The sequence below is a fragment of the Flectobacillus rivi genome, assembly GCF_030056655.1.
In the GTDB taxonomy this organism is placed as follows: Bacteria; Bacteroidota; Bacteroidia; order Cytophagales; family Spirosomataceae; genus Flectobacillus; species Flectobacillus rivi.
The window spans coordinates 516,131-532,515 of sequence record NZ_JASHIE010000001.1; the positions used below are offsets into that span (position 1 = coordinate 516,131).

Annotated in this window: 12 protein-coding genes; 6 read left to right on the plus strand and 6 right to left on the minus strand. The window is 36.4% G+C overall.

The genetic code is table 11. The annotated features are described in order from the left end of the window. Positions 1 to 5: 5 nt before the first annotated feature. Both QM481_RS01965 and QM481_RS01970 read right to left on the minus strand, forming a co-directional pair. Positions 6 to 1,175, minus strand: a complete 1,170-nt coding sequence (locus QM481_RS01965; RefSeq protein WP_283380455.1) for a glycosyltransferase family 4 protein — start codon at positions 1,173 to 1,175, stop codon at positions 6 to 8. A gap of 7 nt (positions 1,176 to 1,182) precedes the next feature. Then, a complete protein-coding gene (locus tag QM481_RS01970) occupies positions 1,183 to 2,508 on the minus strand; it encodes a hypothetical protein (protein ID WP_283380456.1) in 1,326 nt (441 codons plus the stop codon). Between the two features lie 363 nt (positions 2,509 to 2,871). On the opposite strand from QM481_RS01970, the gene QM481_RS01975 reads away from it, so the two are divergent. After that, positions 2,872 to 3,279, plus strand: coding sequence for a VOC family protein (locus QM481_RS01975; protein WP_166552921.1), 408 nt, complete (start codon positions 2,872 to 2,874; stop codon positions 3,277 to 3,279). A gap of 228 nt (positions 3,280 to 3,507) precedes the next feature. Here the strand turns inward: QM481_RS01975 and QM481_RS01980 are convergent, their stop codons facing one another. The 3 genes from QM481_RS01980 to QM481_RS01990 all read right to left on the minus strand — a co-directional run bounded on the left by QM481_RS01980 (position 3,508) and on the right by QM481_RS01990 (position 8,923). After that, entirely contained in the window at positions 3,508 to 4,161 is a 654-nt protein-coding gene (locus QM481_RS01980; RefSeq protein WP_283380457.1) for an ABC transporter ATP-binding protein, read from the minus strand. Between the two features lie 293 nt (positions 4,162 to 4,454). Beyond that, positions 4,455 to 5,804, minus strand: a complete 1,350-nt coding sequence (locus QM481_RS01985; protein ID WP_283380458.1) for a RagB/SusD family nutrient uptake outer membrane protein — start codon at positions 5,802 to 5,804, stop codon at positions 4,455 to 4,457. A gap of 17 nt (positions 5,805 to 5,821) precedes the next feature. Next, positions 5,822 to 8,923 (minus strand): SusC/RagA family TonB-linked outer membrane protein, encoded by a 3,102-nt coding sequence (locus QM481_RS01990; protein WP_283380459.1) that lies wholly within the window; start codon positions 8,921 to 8,923, stop codon positions 5,822 to 5,824. 542 nt (positions 8,924 to 9,465) lie between these two features. On the opposite strand from QM481_RS01990, the gene sucC reads away from it, so the two are divergent. Continuing rightward, a complete protein-coding gene (gene sucC, locus QM481_RS01995; protein ID WP_166553446.1) occupies positions 9,466 to 10,665 on the plus strand; it encodes an ADP-forming succinate--CoA ligase subunit beta in 1,200 nt (399 codons plus the stop codon). A 305-nt stretch (positions 10,666 to 10,970) separates the two neighbouring features. On the opposite strand, the gene QM481_RS02000 is transcribed toward sucC, so the two are convergent. Continuing rightward, the gene (locus QM481_RS02000) at positions 10,971 to 11,822 is read right to left on the minus strand and encodes a M48 family metallopeptidase (protein ID WP_283380460.1); all 852 of its coding nucleotides are present in this window, start codon (positions 11,820 to 11,822) and stop codon (positions 10,971 to 10,973) included. Positions 11,823 to 12,138: 316 nt separating this feature from the next. Between QM481_RS02000 and QM481_RS02005 the strand changes: the two genes are divergently transcribed. From QM481_RS02005 to QM481_RS02020, 4 genes are all read left to right on the plus strand, one after another. After that, positions 12,139 to 12,750 carry a fumarylacetoacetate hydrolase family protein gene (locus QM481_RS02005; RefSeq protein ID WP_166553444.1) on the plus strand — a complete coding sequence of 204 codons (612 nt, stop codon included), beginning with the start codon at positions 12,139 to 12,141 and terminating at the stop codon, positions 12,748 to 12,750. A gap of 220 nt (positions 12,751 to 12,970) precedes the next feature. After that, positions 12,971 to 14,845 (plus strand): M23 family metallopeptidase, encoded by a 1,875-nt coding sequence (locus tag QM481_RS02010; protein WP_283380461.1) that lies wholly within the window; start codon positions 12,971 to 12,973, stop codon positions 14,843 to 14,845. 180 nt (positions 14,846 to 15,025) lie between these two features. Beyond that, a complete protein-coding gene (gene bcp, locus QM481_RS02015) occupies positions 15,026 to 15,478 on the plus strand; it encodes a thioredoxin-dependent thiol peroxidase (RefSeq protein ID WP_166553442.1) in 453 nt (150 codons plus the stop codon). A 43-nt stretch (positions 15,479 to 15,521) separates the two neighbouring features. Then, positions 15,522 to 16,379 carry a transketolase gene (locus QM481_RS02020; protein WP_166553441.1) on the plus strand — a complete coding sequence of 286 codons (858 nt, stop codon included), beginning with the start codon at positions 15,522 to 15,524 and terminating at the stop codon, positions 16,377 to 16,379. Positions 16,380 to 16,385: the final 6 nt, after the last annotated feature.

Here is a 16,385-nt window from a genome sequence, read left to right on the forward strand (position 1 = left end):
GACGCTTATTTGTCTTGATAATAGCTTAAAGATGTACATTTACAAAAACCATTATACATTTCTTCAGCTACCTTTTGAGGAGTATATTCTGCTATGATGCGCTCAGATTCCTTTCCCATTTTTTCGAGTTTAGTAATATCATTCATCACAGCTATTAAAATTTCTTCAAAATGATTTATATCATAAGGGTTAAAAGTAAAACCATTGATACCATCCTTTACTATATCTGCAGCACAGCCACAATTTTCAGAGACTATTACTGGCATAGCACAGGCCATTGCTTCATTTACAACTAACCCCCATGGCTCCGAATAACTAGGTAACACTAAAACATCTGCAAGAGCTAAGTATCTAGGTACTTCCTGCCAGCCTACTCCTGGGAAAAAGTTTATATCCTCAACGTTTTGCTCTTTCGTCAGATTTTCAAGTTTTGCTTTCTCTTCACCATCTCCCAATATAATGAGTCCCCATTCATTGGAAAGTTTACTTTTAGCCAAACCAAAGGCTTTTATCAAAAAAGATAAATTCTTGAAAGATATTAATCTTCCCACAAAAATTAAATTATACTTTTTTAGCTGTTGATTCTGCTTTGTCTGCTCAGCTTGTAGTTTAGCATCATCGTAGATAGTTCTTATTGTAGCATTATCTACACAGTTTTTTTCTACTAATAATTGATTCGATTGGGCTCCTAACGATAGCATGTATTGAGCAGAAAGGGAGCCAAAGTTAAAGAACCCATCAAATTGTCTTACGAAAATTGATTTTATTTTTTCCTTTAATCCATTTCTTATATGATCTACAGCGGTTGACTCATTCGACAAGACTAATTTAATCCTATGGAGTTTACAATAAAAAAGTACTACCCAAAAGGCTAAATCATAATACCCTGTTATGTTTACAACATCTGGTTTAAATTCTCTTATTGCACTAAGCATTCCCAGAATTCTTTGCTTTAGGGAGACATCTTCTAAAACTCCTTCTCCAATCAGTTTATATGGATACCTTACCTCAGTGCTACTGGTATTACCCATAGAAATACGACTTCTTTCTGTACGGGCAGTTTGAACAACAAGTAACTCAAAATCTTCTGACTTTTGGCTTATTTCATTCAAAGCATCAAATACAAGAGATTTGTAATGTGCCCAAAGTATATTATGTAATATCAATACCTTCATTTTATTATCAAGTAGTTGATTGTTCTTTGCTGTCTGACGATATGTCTGATTTTGATGGCATTAAATCAAGATATTTTACACCAACAAAACGAATCATCACTGCAAAAACAAACCAATAAGGTGTGTCATTAGGGCGTCCTCCAGTAAATAAACCCAGAAAATAAGTCAAATAAAAATAGGCTAAAAACATTGTAAAAGGATTATTACCTTGCTTCATGACTTTTAGAGACTCTTTTAAAATTAATAAATTCATCAACCCGAAACTCCATAAACCTATCAATCCATAATCTAAAAAAGCTTCAACAATTGGCATATCCATATACCAAAACCTGTAACCTTTGCCAAGAATTAATGAATACGGCTCTCCATATAAAATACCTTTAAAAAAATCCAAATTTCCTACTCTTCCTAAAGCTGAAGCATCTGTATTTTTCTCATCTGCTACACCCGCAGCAGTTAAAACAGCTTTGGTAAGTGCTGTGCTTGAGCTCTCATAATAACTCGTTAATATATTAATAATCAATTCATTTGTTGATATAAAATAAATTATACCGCCTAATAACATTAACATTAACAAAATATTTCTAAAACTCAAGAACTGCTTGATTGTCTTTTTTACATTGTTTAATGAAGTATTGTAATAAACATAAAGTGCCGCTGATATGATAAATGCCAAAAATATCGTCCTTACTTGAGTCATTAATAGCACTGCTATTGATATCAAACAATTTAATATACACACAAGCTTCCATAAGGTATTTTTTGAACTAAACATTAGATAAGATCCAAATATACCTGCAAAAGCATTTCTGGCATAAACATGGGGATTACCACTTGCCGCCGAAGAACCATCACCAAAAACAACTGTTGCTCGCTGCCCTATAACAAAAAATGGATTGGTCACCATCGAGTATATGAGGCAAAGGTTTCCAAGCAATGTAAGTGCAATTACGACAGGAAGAAAATATTCCTTTACCTCGTTTGAAACCGAGACAAGCATAAAGAAGAAAACAGCAATTAATAGATAGTTGGCGATATCCCTACCAACTAAATAGCTTTCTGTAAATGTTTGATTATAAGCATAAAAGTAAATTAATGAAATTAAAGTAAATATTGCGCCAAGTCTAAATATTGGCGTATTTAGCTTATAGTATTTTCGAAAGGTATCTTTCGAAAACATCAAAATAAATCCCAAAATAAACCCGCCTAAAGTAAAGGCTGAAGAACCACCAAATCCTAATGTCTCCTTGAAAAAGAATATCAAAGGAGACCCCATAAATACGAGGAAAATACCAATGGATTGGCGTGTATATTTAAAATCAAAAAGTTTCATCTTTGCAAAAATAACGAATCGACTACACTATCTTACCAAACAATACGCAATTTAATACTAATCTCTTTGTAAAGTAAACAATCCCTTCATGAACTTACTATTTGATTTGTCCAAACAACCAGTACAATAAATTTAATTTCAGACACAAATTGATAGACCTTTTTTCTAAGTTCCAATTAGCAAATGTCTTTCCTACATTATCCTCTCTTTACAAGACTTACTACAGACATTTGAATTCCAATCGATTATCATTAGTTTATCTCTGTTTTTTCATTAAAATTGCATCAAATTTTAAGTCCTAAATGGTAAATTTGAAATTATCCCCTTGCTTAGTCTAAAATCCAAGTTAACTATATAAAATAAATGAAGAGAGTGACAGGAATCGGTGGTATCTTTTTTAAATGTAAAGACCCACAACAATTAAAAGATTGGTATGAGGAGCATCTTGGCTTTAACACCGATGAATATGGAACAAACTTTGAGTGGCGTCAAATGGACGAACAAAAAGGCTTCACTCAATGGAGTCCTTTCCCTGATAGTACTCAATACTTTGCACCATCCAATAAGGAGTTTATGATCAATTATCGTGTCGATAATTTGAGAGAATTAGTAGAAATCCTCCGCCTTGAAGGTGTCACTATTTTGGATGAAATAGAAGAACTAGAGTTTGGCAAATTTGTTCATATTTTAGACCTTGAAGGCAACAAGATTGAGCTTTGGGAGCCTTATGACAACGAATATGATAAAATCGTAGGTGGAAGAACGAGCTAATAAAACTAAACATGAGTCATCCCTAATTTAGTGATTGAGCGGATGAGTGATTATGTTACAATTTGTATTCTAGTAGTAGAGATGCAATGATTGCGTCTTGAGCCAAGTTATACCTAGTATCGTAGTATCAAAAAAGCGGTTGAAAAATATTTTCCGACCGCTTTTTTGATAAAAATTTGGAGAATAACCCAAATCTTAAAATTCGAGATGACTCATGTTTGTTGCAGATTAATTTATAATTAAGCCGTCCTGCATAATGAGTTTTCGGTCTGCCATATTAGCCAATTCTTCGTTGTGAGTCACGACAACAAAAGTTTGCTGAAATTTATCTCTTAAAGTAAAAAACAGTTCATGTAGCTCTTGTGCATTTTTAGAATCTAAATTACCAGAAGGTTCATCTGCAAAAATAATCGCAGGCGAATTCATCAACGCTCTAGCCACCGCAGTACGTTGCTGCTCACCTCCTGACATTTGTGAAGGTAGATTATTGATTCTATCTTTTAGCCCTAGCATTACCAATAATTCCTCAGCCCTTTCTCTTACCGCTTTATCTCCTTTTCCACCAATAAATGAGGGCATACAAACATTTTCAAGTGCCGAAAACTCACCTAATAGGTTATGAAATTGAAAAATAAATCCAATTTTTTCATTTCTAAAAGTAGCCAAAGGCTTCTCTCCTAGTTGGGTTACATCTTGTCCATCGATAATTAGACTTCCAGCGTCTGGCTGGTCTAATGTACCCAAGATATGCAATAAAGTACTTTTTCCTGCACCCGAAGCACCAACAATAGAGACAATCTCCCCTTTATTGATATTCAGGTCTATTCCTTTAAGTACTTGTAAGGAAGCATAACGTTTGATGATATTTTTTGCTATTAACATGCCTATTTCAAATAAAACTTTTCCCTTTTTGATTATTTTTTCTTAGAAACAACAAAATATATTTTCTAGATATGTTGTCGTTTCAGTACGGTCTCTCTACCACAGGGCAAAAAAAGTTAAATATTTCCTTAAAAAAAAGGGTATAGGCATTTAAGCCTATACCCTTTTTTTATTTATTAGATAATTAGATTTTTATTTAGAAAATATCATAAATCCTCGATAGAGTAAATTTCTCATTTCGATTTATTTAAAAAACCTTATAAATTATCTAACTTTTAGCTTTTGTACTTAAACTAGTATCCAGCATTCTGAACCAACGATTTGTTTGTATCTATTTCTCGTTGTGGAATTGGGAGTGTCAAAGCATTAGAATTGGAAGTTAAAGCACCAACACTTTGTTTAGTTCTTTTGATATCTAAATAATTACCTCCTTCAAATGCTAACTCCAGGCGTCTTTCTTTTAAGATATCCGCTAAAGTTAAATTAGTTAATAAATTGGCTCCAGCTCTATCACGAATCTTATTAATATCAGAAATAGGCAACGCACCAACCGTAGTACCAAGTCTAAAATTACATTCCGCTCTTGTAAGATACATTTCCGCAAATCGAATAATTGGCAAATCGCCATATCTATCAGCAAACTTCAAAGTAAAATTAAGGTTATTTACACGCTCGAAAAATTTACCTCTTGAATCCTCTGAAGAATATAAGGATAAGAATTTTGATTGCACACGAATATCACCACGTCCATTGCTAGCTGTAGAGCCATAGAATGTATTTAAATCATTTGCTCCATCCTGGTCGGTAACAATAATTCTAAAAATCAACTCTTCAGTATTTGAACCATCAGCAAATGCATCAGCAAATGTTGGTGCTAAGGCGTGTACTCCTGAGGTAATAACACGATTGGCAGCGTCTCTAGCCAAAGCGTAGTTGCCCTGTGCTAAATAAACTCTTGACAGCATTGCTGCTGCTGCATTTTTTGAAGCAAAACCATAGTTATCTACTTGCGAGCTCAATAGCTGCTCAGCTTTTGTTAAATCATCTATAACCTGAGCATAAACTTGAGCTACTGTAGCACGAGTACGGTAATCGTCCTGTGTAATACCACGAGTTGGCGTCAATATTAAAGGTACTGCAAGGTTTGTGTTATTATCTCCATCACCCCAGAATTTTCCATATAAGTTTACCAAATCAAAATACAAGGCTCCTCGAATAAAACGGGCTTCACCCTCTACTCTATTTCTGTTAGCATCATCAACCTTTGATATTGCCGACATTACGTTGTTTACACGGTTAATAGCATTGTAACTATCAAGCCAGAGATTAGTAATATCGCCATTGGTAGTAGCAATAGTTTTTCTCCAAATTTCGTCGAGAGTTGTGTAAGTACCTCCAAATACAACATCTCTGTCATCGACTAATAGTTCTTTTATGTACTGGCTACCCCCTCCCCAAACATTTACATCGCTAAGTCCATCATAAGCACCATTAAGGGTTACTTGGATATCTTTCGATGTATTTAAAGCCGCAGATTCATCAATACTTACTTTTGGCTCTAAATCTAAGTAACTATTATCACAAGAGGTAAGTGTTGAAACAGCTAGACCTATTAAAAATATATTTTTAGTTAATTTTTTCATAACACAAATCGTTTAAATTAAAAACCAAGATTTACACCAAATGTAATTGTACGAGGCTGAGGCGCAGTGTAAAAATCATAACCTAGTGCAACGTTGGTCACAATATCGTCTGCATTTACCTCTGGATCCCATCCACCATATTTTGTAAATGTGGCTAAGTTTTGTCCAGTAACAAATACTCTCATACTATTAATATTAGCTTTTTGTAGCAATGATTTAGGTAAATTGTATGCGAGCGTTACTGTTCTCAAACGAACGAATGAGCCATCTTGGATAAAACGACTTGATGGTTGAGCACCATTGTTATAGAACAATCGAGCCTCAGGGATATTAGTATTACGATTTGTTGTTGTCCATGAATTCAACTGATCAACAGTTTGGTTATCTTCAAAACGACCATTAGCTGACGAGAATCGACCTACACCATAGAAGTTAATTTTATTGCCAAATTGTCCATTAAAGAAAACACTTAAATCAAAGCCCTTAAAACTAAATGTGTTTGTAATCCCTCCAGTCCAATCAGGCAATGCCTTACCCACTACGACTCTCTGAGCTTGGTTGTACACATTTGTTGTTGTACGGTCTACAGTTCCATCTGCATTTTTCGTGTTTTTATACCATAAAGCGTCACCATTGTTAGGGTCAACTCCTGCATATTCAGCAGTAAAGAATGTACCTATAGGCTGACCTTCAACAGCACGGCTCATTGTACTTAAACCACCTTCAATAATTTGTCCTTGTAAATCAGTAACCTTGTTGGCATTGAATGCTAAATTGATGCTTGTTCTCCATTTAAATGCTCCAACTAGGTTTTCTGTATTCAATACAAACTCAACACCTTTGTTCGTTAATTTACCAACATTACGAGTCTGCACTGCAAATCCTGTTGTGCCTGGCACGTTAACGTTTAACAATAAGTTATTGGTTTTTTTCTCGTAATAATCAATTTCACCTGAAATTCTATTATCCAATAATCCAAAGTCAATCCCTACATCAAATTGATCGGTAGTTTCCCAACTTAAATCTGGGTTAGCCAACTGAATTGGTCTTTGACCAGGAATACCACCATAACCAGCATCACCAGCAAATAAGCCTCTTTGTGGGAAATTTCTCACATTAACAGAGCTTTCAGTACCAATCTCGGCATTCCCTGTACGACCATAGCTTGATCTCAGCTTCAAAAAGCTTATAGTTTTATTTCCTTTCAAAAATTCTTCTTCAGAAATTACCCAACCTGCAGATACCGCTGGAAACAAACCATAAGGTTTATTTTTACCAAAACGCGAAGATCCATCGACACGAGCACTCAATCCAAAAATGTATCTATCATTAAATTTGTAGTTTGCACGAGCAAAATATGAAACGAAACTAAACGAAGTTTCCCACGACTCTCCTCCTGTTTTTCTAGCTGCTGATGAAACCGTTTGATACGAATCTGAAGGGAAGTCTTGACCTTCTATGTAATGTGACTTTGCAGTTGAGTTTTGAAAAGACATACCACCAATTGCCTCAATCGAATGAATACCAAAGGCTTTTGTATAAGATAAGAAATTGTTGGTATTATAGTTTTCTACTCTTACCGTTCTGGCAAGTCCCAAACCTCCATTTACGCCTGTATTTCTAAATGTTAGGGAGTTGTAATATTGCTCTTCTAATTGGTTAAGCACGTCTACCCCATATTCTGAACGGAATATCAAATCTTTAGAAATCTTTAACTGACCATAAATACTTCCGATAGTTCTATTCACTGTTGTGTTGTAGAAAGCGTTTCCAATATTTACCATTGGGTTATAGTAATAAGGAACATACGGATCTCCTGGTAATGAACCTGTAGGCAAGCCTGTGGTAGGGTCTGTAGACGGAGTCATTGGAGGTAATGCAACCATTTGCATTGGGTTATCAAATTGGCGATCGCCCGACAAACGATTATTTAAACTACGAGACAATGACATACTTGCCCCCATCTTAAACTTATTGGTCAAGTTATGATCCAAGTTGATACGACCAGTAGCACGCTTTAGTGCGTTTCCAATCAAAATACCTTTCTGATCAAGATACTGACCTGATACATATATCGAGGTTTTGTCAGTTCCAGAACTAATATTCATATCATATTGACTCATCGGTGCATCTTGATACGCCAAGTCTCCCCAATTTGTAGAAACTTGGTTGGCAGTACCAAATGTACCCAAACCTTGCGTCTCAAAGAAGCTATTCATATAAGCTGTGTACGAATCTCCATCAGCAGGGTTTATTCCTTCTATTCTATCTGAATTTCCTGCGGCCATCTTATAGTAGTTCACATATTGCTCAGTATTGAGAAACTGTAATTTTCTAGTAGGCTTACTAGAACCTGTCTGATAACCAAAATTCACACGTGTTTGCCCAGATTTCCCTTTTTTGGTCGTGATGATGACTACACCATTAGCAGCACGAGCTCCATAGATAGCTGCAGCAGAAGCATCTTTCAATACTTCCATTGATTCAATATCCTGAGGGTTAATATCAGCAAGAGGGTTAGTAGAACCAAACTGAAGAGCAAGGTTATTAGTCGTCAATGGAATACCATCAATCACGAACAAAGGCTGAGTACTCGCAGAAATAGATCCTTGACCACGCACATTGATACGAATACCTTGACCAAGTTTACCTGTTCCAGAATTAACAACAACCCCAGCGGCCTTTCCTTGAATTGCCTGATCGAATGTGGTTACAGGCATATCTGAAATTTCAGTAGATTTTATCTTTGCAATATTTCCTGTCAAATCTCTTTTTATCTGAGTCCCATAACCAACTACCAATACTTCTTCAAGAGCTTTTGTATCCTCCTTCAAAGTAATGTTAATGACAGTTTGGCTACCTACAGGTATTTCCTGTGACGTAAACCCTACAAAACGGAATGATAATACCGACTTTGAACTCGGTACAACAATCGAGTAGTTCCCCTGAGTATCAGTTTGAGTGCCTTTAGTAGTACCTACTATTTGGACTGTCACGCTTGGTAAAGCAGAGCCGTCAACTGAAGATGTAACTTTTCCTGTAATCTTGCGTTCTTGGGCATTTGATTGAAAGAAAATACCAACCACAAGCAGGAAACTCATTAGTAAAAGCTTCTTCATGAAGTGTATGTGTTTAGTTAAAAAATGAAAAAAAATAGAAAAATCAGGTTACGTTGAGCACAACGCACCTCACAAGTTTACACCCGTAAAAATAAAAATGAAAGTAAATTCACTAATTAATAGCCCTAAAATGAGTATAAACTACTAATAGCAGCAAACCTCAGCTTAGATTAGTGATAATTCAGGGAAGAGAAATGATATAATTATCGACGAAATTATGTTAGCGAGTCCAAGTTGTAAAAAAATCATTAACAAATCAATTATTTCATTCCGAAGGATAAAAATAATTTTGATTTTTAGGTCTGGCTTTGTAGCTGTTACAGCTTATTTTAAGCATAAATAATCATCGGACTATAAATATTTAGCAAAGAAAAACACTATGTTTAGAACTTTGTCAGTAATTTAGCGAGCGATTTCTTCAATAGCTGTATTCTACGACATTTTGTATGTCACGAACCCTATGCTGTTATTGAGGCATTGTCCCAAAAGGAAGCTTTTTTCCAGTATCGTACATTAAAGTTTCATAAACAATTGTATATCAAATGAACATTCACGAGTATCAAGCTAAAGACATTTTGAAAAGCTACGGTGTTCGCATCCAAGAAGGCATCGTTGTTGATACACCAGCACTGGCAGTAGAAGCTGCCCGTGAATTAACGGCCAAAACTGGTACCGGGTGGCACGTAGTGAAGGCTCAAATCCACGCAGGTGGACGCGGTAAAGGAGGAGGTGTTAAACTTGCTAAAAACCTAGAAGAAGTTCGTGAAAAAGCTGAACAAATCTTAGGAATGCAGTTAATTACACACCAAACTGGTCCAGAAGGTAAAAAAGTTCACAAAGTTTTGATCTCGGAAGATGTTTACTATCCAGGTCCTTCTGAAATTAAAGAATATTACCTTTCTATTCTATTAGATCGTGCTAAAGGTTGCAATGTAATCATGGCCTCTACAGAAGGTGGTATGGACATCGAAGAGGTGGCTGAACACTCTCCAGAGAAAATCATCAAAGAATGGATTGATCCTCGTGTTGGTCTTCAGCAATTCCAAGCTCGTAAAGTAGCTTTCGCTCTTGGTTTGTCTGGTGAAGCTTTCAAAGAAATGGTGAAATTCATCAACGCTCTTTACAAAGCTTATTTAAACACTGATTCTTCAATGTTCGAAATCAACCCTGTGTTGAAGACTTCAGATAATAAAATTTTGGCAGTTGATGCTAAAGTGAATCTTGATGACAACGCATTGTTCCGTCACCCAGATTTCATTGCTTTGCGTGATACTAGCGAAGAGGATCCTTTGGAAGTTGAAGCTTCTGCAAACGACCTTAACTATGTGAAACTTGACGGTAACGTTGGTTGTATGGTAAATGGTGCAGGTTTGGCAATGGCTACAATGGACATCATCAAACTTTCTGGTGGCGAGCCTGCTAACTTCCTTGATGTTGGGGGTGGTGCAAACGCTAAAACAGTAGAAGCTGGTTTCCGTATCATCTTGAAAGATCCAAACGTTAAGGCTATTCTTATTAACATCTTTGGTGGTATCGTTCGTTGTGACCGTGTTGCTACTGGTGTTGTTGAGGCTTACAAAGCTATTGGTGATATTCCTGTACCTATCATCGTTCGTTTGCAAGGAACAAACGCTGCTGAAGGTGCTAAAATCATCGACGAGTCTGGTCTTAAAGTTTATTCTGCTGTAGTTTTGAAAGAAGCTGCTGAGAAAGTAGAGAAAGTTTTAGCTGGAACTATCTAATTCTAGATATACTCACAAAAAAAGCTATCCTTCGGGATAGCTTTTTTTGTTTAACACGATTCAAGATATTGGTGAATTGAGAATTAGGACTGTACGAACAATTATAAAAGCCATTTATTTCGGATATCGGATGTTGGATTTCGGAACTGTAACCTTATGTATTTTGTAAAACAAAGATGATTTTCTTTATTTCCGAAATCAGAAATCCCAAATCCGCAATAGCTGGAAACCCTTCGAACACTACTAATTGTAAGTGGTGAATTAGTGAACAATTTACCACTCACAATTCAAAACTCATCACTCCTCTAGTTTCTCTGTACGCCTCCTGAACCTGATGGTTTATAATATTTCAAAGCCTCAGGCAAGATACTTTTTATATCAGCAATACGTTGTTCGTCAGTTGGGTGGGTCGACAAAATTTTAGGAGGCTTTGAACCTGAGCCTAATTTTGCCATTCTTCCCCAAAAGCTTACTGCTTCGTTTGGATCATAACCCGCCATTGACATGAAAATCAATCCCAAATGATCTGCTTCTGATTCTTGTCCACGACCATTGGCCAATAACGTCAATTGTGCTCCTGCTGGTGCAGCTACCCCAAATACTGAATTCCACAAATTTTGAGTAGCTTGTGGTTTGTCTTTCATCGCAATACCTAAGCCTACTTGTCCAGCTGCTAATAGTCCTTGAGCAATCATACCTTGACTCATACGCTCAGCACCATGTTTAGCAATAGCATGTGATACTTCATGACCCATCACAACTGCCAAACCTGCTTCATTTTGTGTTACAGGCAAAATACCTGTATAGACAACCATTTTACCCCCTGGCATACACCAAGCATTTACTTCACTACTTTGTACTAGCTCTGTTTGCCATTGATACCCTTGCAAATAATTAGGATTACCAGTTTGCTCAAAATACTGCTGAGCTGCCCTAGCAATTTTATCTCCTACCTTTTTTACCATCGCAGCCTGTTGAGTAGTAGGAGAAATTACTTTGTTGGTGTCCAAAAATTGTTTGTAACTCGTCAATGCCATAGAGTTCATTTCGTCATCGGATACTAACAAAAATTGCTTACGTCCAGTAATAGGCACACTACTACAAGCCCAAACTAATCCTGCTACTACAAGCGGAATGTATAATAAGATACGTTTCATAATGATATGTAAATTGATAAATAAAAAATGACGGTTGGCATTTCGAGGTCAAATTAATTGAAAATGCCTGTATGACTATACATATTTTGTATTCAGACGCAAAAGTTGTAAAAAGGTACTAAATTTTCTAGTATTTCGACGTAGTTTTGTAATAAAGTATAACATTCGTCAACCTTGCTAACCCAATAAGCGTCCATTGTTTGATGATATCTAAGCATTAGCTCAGCGCTATGAGACTGATAATCATCGTTTTTTGAGCATATTCGATGAAATAGTACTTAGAGAACTCTTTCAATTTCACTATTAACGATTTCTTATGAAAATTTTGTGTATAGGTCGTAATTACGCCGAACATATTGCTGAACTTCAGAACGAACGTCCTTCAGAGCCCGTTATTTTTATTAAACCAGATACTGCGCTCCTTCGTGACAATGAACCTTTCTATATTCCTGATTTTTCAAATGATTTACATTATGAAGTTGAAATCGTTTTGAAAATCAATAAGATGGGTAAAAACATCGAAGCAAAGTTTGCCAGTAAATACTATGATGAAATCGGTATTGGTATCGACTTTACTGCACGCGATGTACAGGCTAAATTGAAAGAAAAAGGTCTTCCTTGGGAAAAAGCCAAGGGTTTCAATGGCTCTGCTCCTATTTCAGGATTTTTTCCTAAATCAGAAATAGCTGATATGAATAACCTAAATTTTCGTCTAGAAATAAACAACGAAATTCGTCAAAATGGAAATACATCCATGATGCTTTGGAATTTTGACGAAATCATTGCCGAAATTTCAAAATATTTTACCCTCAAAACAGGCGACCTTATTTTTACAGGTACTCCTGCGGGTGTGGGCGCTGTAAAAATCGGCGACAGACTTACAGCTTATATCGAAGATAGAAAAATGCTTGATTTTGAAATCAAGTAATTCAAATCATATTCTGGTCAGCAGGTTCTTGCCTGCTGGCTTCTTCTTTTCATCAACGCTTCAAAATATATACACTCTGCCCTATTTTAGTTAATTCATCCAACACAGATTCATCTTTTAATTATAGCGTGTTTTGAAGAAAGTATTATTCTTTTTATTCTGTAGTTTATCTCATGTAGTTTTTTCTCAAAAACTTGTATTGCCATACCCTAAAGGAAGTATGCTTTTTCCCATCAATCCACATAAGCTTAATTATTTGGCAGGTGGCATGGGCGATTTGCGTCACAATCATTTTCATGCAGGGTTAGATATCAAAACTCAAGGTCGCGAAGGCTTGCCAGTATATGCTTCTGACGATGGATATATTTCAGAAATGCGTATCCAAACACGAGGCTATGGCCACGTGGTGTATGTAACACATCCTAAAACTGGCCTTATTACAGTCTATGGTCACCTAAAAGGCTTTGCAGAACCTATGGCTGCTTATGTCAAGCAGGAGCGTTTGAAAAAACAGACTTTCGAAATTTCGGTAAAACCTGCTCCAAATGAGTTTCCTGTACAAAAAGGTCAGCTTATTGCCTATTCTGGAAATACGGGTGGTTCTGCTGGGCCACATTTGCATTTTGAGATTCGTGATAGTCGCAATAACCTACTGAATCCTTTACTTTTTGGCTTTACAGAAATCGTCGATAATACTCCTCCTACTTTTCAAGAAATTTCCGTAAAACCGCTCGACCCACAGGCAAGGGTTATGGGTGATTTTGAAACCCACCGATATAGCCCCGCAAAATCTGCTGATGGTACTTTTTCGATTGCTGGTGGAGAAATTCTAGCTAATGGCTGGGTTGGCATTGAAATGATGGCAGTTGATCGCATGAATTATACCCATCATACCAATGGCTTGAATTGTGTTGAAATGATGGTAGATGGTCAGGAATACTACTTTTTTCATTTAGAACAATTTCCAGATGCACATTCAAACGATATTAATATCCATTTAGATTATCTTACTTATAAAAGTACAGGTAGAAAAATGCAAAAGCTTTTTATAGACGATGGCAATATAAATTTGCCTGTTTATAAACCTATTGCCAATAAGGGTAAAATTTTTGTCAAAGAAGGAGAAACACATCAAGTAACCCTCAAAATTTGGGATAGTAACGAAAACCTGAGTATCATGCACTTTACCCTGAAAGGTCAAGCTCGCTCTACTACAGTACCAAGCGTGATTCCAAGCAATGTGCCTACGCAGGTTTCCACTCAGGTAAATGACAACACCTTGGTTATTAAGGCCAAAAACCTCAAAACGCCAACGTCTACGTGTGAAATTATCACTACTAATAAAAGCGATATTTTACCGATTCATTTTGTTCGCAACAACACTGCTATCTATTTGTGGGATTTGAGAAAGGGAATTCCAAGGACAATTCGAATTGACTCGACCGATTTTTCGGCGGGCATTCAAGAAGCTATTTTCTCTGGAATTGAAAAAACGTTTCAATCTGCGGGTGTCAATATTCTCTTCCCAGCAGAATCTTTGTATGACACTTTGTATCTAAATACCAAAATAGACAAGAATAAAATTCAAGTTTCAAATGATTTAATTCCTTTGAAAAAACCTATCACTGTTACTTTCAGACCGAGCACGGCTATTGTTTCACCTGATAAAACGGCTGTTTATAATCGTGACCGAAAATACTTAGGAGGTACTTGGCGTAATGGTTCGGTAACTTTCAAAACTGATATTTTAGGAGATTTTCAGGTATTAAGTGATACGATTCCTCCGAGAGCTACCTTAGTCAACAAAACAAAAGATGCTTTCTCATTTCATGTTTCTGATAATTTATCAGGTATCAAATCTTTTAGAGCGACTGTAAATGGAAAATTTGTTTTGTGTGATTATGAGTATAAAAAATCATTGATTTGGTCTGTCAAAAGTGATTCCACACAGACTTTTGTAGGAAATTTAGTATTAGAGCTAACAGATAACCAAGGAAATAGTAAAACATATACTGCAATTATCGACAGCTTGAAAGCGCCACAAGTTGTTAAAAAGGCTTCGATAAAGGCTACGAAAAAAAATAGAAAAAAATAAGTGTTCTATACTGTTCTAAATAAAATTTTTCTCATATATTTGTGGAATATTCAAATCGTGTCTTTTTGACACCATATACTTAAGCCTCTAGAAATCAAAAACCTACTAGTAGCGGGATTTTTTTCTCGGATTATGTCCTAATATTTCCCGATATTTGTACTAGAATAAAACCATGAAGATATGTCACTAACAGTAGGCTCAGTTGCTCCAGATTTTGAACAAAAAGACCAAAATGGGGATTTGGTAAAACTTTCGGATTATAAAGGTCAAAAAGTTGTCCTTTATTTTTATCCTAAAGATAGCACCCCTGGATGTACTGCACAGGCTTGTAACCTCAATGACAACTTGGATGCACTCAAAGCTAAAGGATATGTTGTATTAGGAGTAAGCGTAGACAGTCCAAAATCTCATAAAAAGTTTATCGAAAAATACGGTTTAGGATTTACCCTTATTTCGGATGAAGATCACAGTGTTGTGGAAGCTTACGGAGTTTGGGTGGAAAAATCGATGTATGGTCGTACCTATATGGGCACAGCTCGTACTACTTTTATTATCGACGAAAATGGCATTATTCAAAATATCATTGGTAAAGTCGATACCAAAAACCATACGAATCAGGTGATTTCTGAATAATCGTATGTCTCAATTTAGCATTATAACTTATAACTAATCAATAATGGAAATTTCAGAATTACAGAAAGTTGCTTCACAAGTAAGACGTGACATTGTGAGACAAGTTCATGCATGCCAGTCTGGTCACCCAGGTGGTTCATTAGGCTGTACAGATTTGCTTGTAGGGCTTTATTTTGACCAAATGACGCTTAAATCTGACGAATCTGGTAAAAGAGTATTTGATATGAACGGTACTGGCGAAGACTTATTCTTCTTGTCGAACGGTCACATCTCACCAGTATTTTATTCAGTGTTGGCTCGTTCAGGGTATTTTCCAGTAGCAGAACTCGCAACATTCCGTAAATTAAATTCTCGTTTACAAGGTCACCCAACTACTCACGAACATCTTGAAGGTATTCGTATTGCTTCAGGTTCATTGGGTCAAGGTTTATCAGTATCTATCGGTGCTGCACAAGCAAAGAAATTGAATAACGACAATTCTTTGGTATTCTGCTTGATGGGTGATGGTGAGCAAAATGAAGGTCAAGTTTGGGAAGCAGCGATGTACGCTCCACACCACAAAGTTGACAACCTAGTAGCATTTATTGACTTGAACGGTCAGCAAATCGACGGTCCTACAGAAAAAGTCATGAACAACCGTGATTTGGGTGCTAAATACGAAGCATTTGGCTGGAAAGTTATCACTATGCAAGGTAATGATATGGCTGATGTAGTTAGCGTATTGAACCAAGCTCGTGAACTTTCAGGAAATGGTCAACCAATCATGGTATTGATGTACACAGAAATGGGTGCAGGTGTAGACTTCATGATGGGTTCTCACAAATGGCACGGTGTTGCACCAAACGACGAACAATTGGCAGCAGCATTAGCGCAATTGCCTGAAACTTTAGGCGACTATTAATCATTG